General features: G+C 56.8%; 2 protein-coding genes. Both read left to right on the top strand.

Going from position 1 to position 729, the window contains the following annotated elements; genetic code table 11:
• Nucleotides 1-504: plasmid SOS inhibition protein A (locus tag ABD169_RS16035; protein WP_344033616.1), on the top strand; the 504-nt coding region annotated here is incomplete at its 5' end.
• A partial coding sequence (locus tag ABD169_RS16030) for a hypothetical protein (RefSeq protein ID WP_425560985.1) occupies nucleotides 501-729 on the top strand: 229 nt, incomplete at its 3' end. The genes ABD169_RS16035 and ABD169_RS16030, both read left to right, overlap by 4 nt.

Below are 729 nucleotides of genomic sequence, written 5' to 3'. Positions count from 1 at the left end.
CTGAAACAGGTGGAAGAGGCGCTGGATATGCTTATCTCCAGCCACGGGGAATACTGTCCGCTGCCGCTGACAATGGATGTGCAGGCTGAACTTTTTCCGGAAGTCCTTCATACCCGAACAGTACGCAGGCTAAAACGTCAGGACTTTGCCTTCACCCGAAAAATGCGCCGTGAAGCCCGTCAGGTCGAGCAGTCCTGGTTACTGCGTCAGAACCTGCTGGGACAGGCTGTCACAGAACTGAATTTTCAGTCACCGGAAACCGTCTGCACCTGGTACACCCGGTGGAGCGACGAGTTTGACGCGGCAGAGCTTGCAGCACCGTTCTGGCGCTGGCAGTCGCGATTCACATCGCTGAAGGAACTGGACTGGCTTCGCATCAGCGGTGAGCCGCTGTATGCAGTGATGTACGAAATTCCGTTAATTGTCCGGGAAACACCTGAGCATATTCGTGTTGCTGAACGCTGGCAGGTGCCAAATAAGCTGGCTGATCGGAGTGGTGTATGAAGTGGCGCTATTCTCTGCGCTGGAACCTGCCGCACAGGCCCTGCCCGGGTCCACGGGAACTGATTTCCGTTGTCGTGGAGGCTGGGCAGGCGGCACCTGAAGAGGTGATGACACGCTGGGTGGCTGGCTCAGGTTACGCTGTATGCGTGGATTTTCACGGCCAGAAACAGATCCAACGCTGGAGCGATGAACGGAAAGCTGCGGTGAGAAGGCGCAACATGCAGG

Source organism: Leucobacter iarius (assembly GCF_039530105.1).
Lineage (GTDB): Bacteria > Actinomycetota > Actinomycetes > Actinomycetales > Microbacteriaceae > Leucobacter > Leucobacter iarius.
The sequence above is the reverse complement of the archived record's forward strand: the minus strand, read 5'-3'. Positions and strand labels throughout refer to the sequence as shown.